Source organism: Polaromonas sp. P1_E1_2, assembly GCF_056406035.1.
In genome coordinates this window covers 1-2,601 of record NZ_JBFUAZ010000599.1, presented here as the reverse complement: position 1 = coordinate 2,601, position 2,601 = coordinate 1, and the positions used below count along the sequence as shown (strand labels likewise).

Here is a 2,601-nt window from a genome sequence, read left to right as displayed (position 1 = left end):
GTCTGGTAGCAAGAACACGGCTTCTAAAGGATGTCGAGGAAATGCATATTGCGCGCACTGTGGATGCTCTTGCATGACTTGCGGATGGTTGAGCCGCTCTGTTATCCACACGAAACCTGCTAGAAGGTTAAGAGYCGCTCTCGAACTGGGAAAAGATAAAGGACGCAACGATAGACTCTGATGAGTTTGCTRTCGCATCTGGCGATCAGATTTTCCCTGTGCAGCGGCTGCGCTTAAAGCAGCCTTGGACTTCGTACGCAGATGGTCCGGTTTCTAAAGCGCATACCCATCAAAAATAATATGCACACGCGGCGCACCCGACAGGTTCGCGGCTCTGTGCATCACCTTGTTGTCAAAGAACCAGAGTTCCCCGGGCTTCACATTGAAACGGTTGTTGCCGGACTCCAGCACATTGCTGTCACCGCAGCTCAGCACCAGATGATAGCGGTCTCTTCCCTCAAGAGACTCTTCATCGTCGTAGTGCCGGTAAACCTGGTGGTGAGCCGGTAGCTTGACCAACACAACGCGGCCCAGGGCCAGGCCCAGTTCCTGCGCCAAAGAGGTGACGAGCGCATTGGTTTTGGGGTATTTTCTGGAGAAAGCGGTTTCCTCGCTCTCATGGACGCCATCGGCGGGCAGGTAATCGCGTTCATGCTTCTTTCTGTTCCTGACCACAATGGACTGCGTGTGCCTGTGGTGATCAAGAGCCTCCTGCCTGTGGGTGTGAACGCCCCACCAATAAGGCGCAATGCCCTTCACCTCCGCGGCAATTTCACGCACATCCACAGTCTTCTGGAATACAAGGTATTTTTGTTCGCCGGGGTCTGCGGGCGGCATGGACTGCATCACGCGGGACAGGCTCCTTAACTGGCGAAAGATGCCCGCCCGTTTCCACAGGGAAAGCTCTTTTCTTTGCAGCCCCATCCGTAAAACCTCTCGCAGGCTTTCGAAATCTGATGATGTCCAGTGCGCCAAGGTGTTCAGTTGAAGCTTGCCGCCGCGGTAAAGCGTGGCCGCTGAGGCCAAGGCGACATGCAAAACCCCGGCATAGAGTTCCTCATGGTCTTTTTTCTGGGCACTCCACAACATCTCCAGATGCCCCCGCATGAAAAAAGGGTCTTGGTCCAGCAGGGTTGCCACATTCCTCAACAGCTCCGGCTCAAAAAGACTCTGGCAAAGAAGGTCTTCAAAAATGCCTCGGGAACAGTTTGCTTTTTGCATGGCAACTCAAGCGTTTTGTGTGAGAAATGGATAAGTCTTGCCTCTGCTTTGTTGTGCGAGACCTGCGCGGGATGATGGTTTAAGTATATTCACGCCACGCGCCCTTGCCGGTGTTTTTGCACTGGCGATTGGCACCGAATCTTGAGGTGAAAAATGTTGGAAAAGCTTCTGCGGGACACTGCGGCAAATGTTCTTTGGGAAGTTGAGCGCAGTCCGGCAGGCGCTGTAGGCTCTACCCGCTTTTTGCCCACCGCGTATCGCCTGAAGGGCGTGTGTGTATGTGAAGCCGCACGCACAACTGCGTCTGACAAAAGAAAAAGCCGGATCGGTCTGAAACCGTCCGGCTTTTCGGGATGTGGTGCCCGGGGCCGGAATCGAACCGGCACGCCTTGCGGCGGGGGATTTTGAGTCCCCTGCGTCTACCAATTTCACCACCCGGGCTGCGAGGAGCGAAGCCTCAAATTATGGCACAGTGTGGCCATGAACTATCCAACCATTGAAGACGCGATTGGCAAAACGCCTCTGGTCGCGCTGCAACGCATTCACGCCGCCGAAAACGCCGCGCGCGGCAATGTCATCCTGGGCAAGCTCGAAGGCAACAATCCGGCCGGTTCCGTGAAAGACCGCCCGGCGCTCTCGATGATCAAGCGCGCGGAAGAACGCGGCGACATCAAACCCGGCGACACGCTGATTGAAGCCACTTCCGGCAACACGGGCATTGCGTTGGCCATGGCCGCCGCCATCAAGGGCTACAAGATGGTCCTGATCATGCCGGAGGACCTGAGCATCGAACGCGCCCAGACCATGAAGGCTTTTGGCGCGGAATTGATCCTGACGCCGAAAAGCGCTGGAATTGAATATTCGCGCGACCTGGCCGACCAGATGCAAAAAGAGGGCAAAGGCCGGGTGCTGGACCAGTTTGCCAACCCGGACAATCCGCGCATCCATTACGAGACCACCGGGCCCGAAATATGGACAGATACGTCAGGCAAGGTGACACATTTTGTCAGTGCGATGGGCACAACCGGCACGATCACCGGTGTTTCCCGCTATCTGAAAGAGAAAAACCCGGCGATCAAGGTCATCGGCGCCCAGCCCAGCGAGGGCTCGCGCATTCCCGGCATCCGCAAATGGCCACAAGAGTACTTGCCCAAGATCTACGACCCCCRCCAGGTCGATGAACTGGTACTGGTGAGCCAGGCTGACGCTGAGGACATGTGCCGGCGCATGGCGCGGGAAGAGGGCATTTTTGCCGGCATCTCGGCGGCCGGAGCCTGCTGGGTGGCACAGGAAATCGCCAAAACCGTGAAAGACGCCGTGATTGTCTTTGTCGTTTGTGACCGCGGCGACCGCTATCTGTCGACGGGTGTTTTTCCGGCC

The 2,601-nt window shown here is 56.5% G+C and carries 2 protein-coding genes and 1 tRNA gene; 1 reads left to right on the top strand and 2 read right to left on the bottom strand.

Annotated features, from left to right (window positions below; translation table 11 throughout):
• Positions 1-273 precede the first annotated feature (273 nt).
• Entirely contained in the window at positions 274-1,107 is an 834-nt protein-coding gene (locus AC1D1P_RS20525) for an aspartyl/asparaginyl beta-hydroxylase domain-containing protein (protein ID WP_477674230.1), read from the bottom strand.
• 470 nt (positions 1,108-1,577) lie between these two features.
• Positions 1,578-1,662, bottom strand: a tRNA-Leu gene (locus AC1D1P_RS20520).
• Between the two features lie 39 nt (positions 1,663-1,701).
• Between AC1D1P_RS20520 and cysM the strand changes: the two genes are divergently transcribed.
• Positions 1,702-2,601, top strand: a 900-nt coding sequence (gene cysM / locus AC1D1P_RS20515) for a cysteine synthase CysM (RefSeq protein WP_477674229.1), incomplete at its 3' end; no start/stop codon positions are given.

What these genes read in the sequence shown, in the direction of transcription:
- AC1D1P_RS20525 (WP_477674230.1), bottom strand. Translation starts at nt 1,107, where the DNA reads ATGCGGGGGCATCTGGAGATGTTGTGGAGTGCCCAGAAAAAAGACCAT.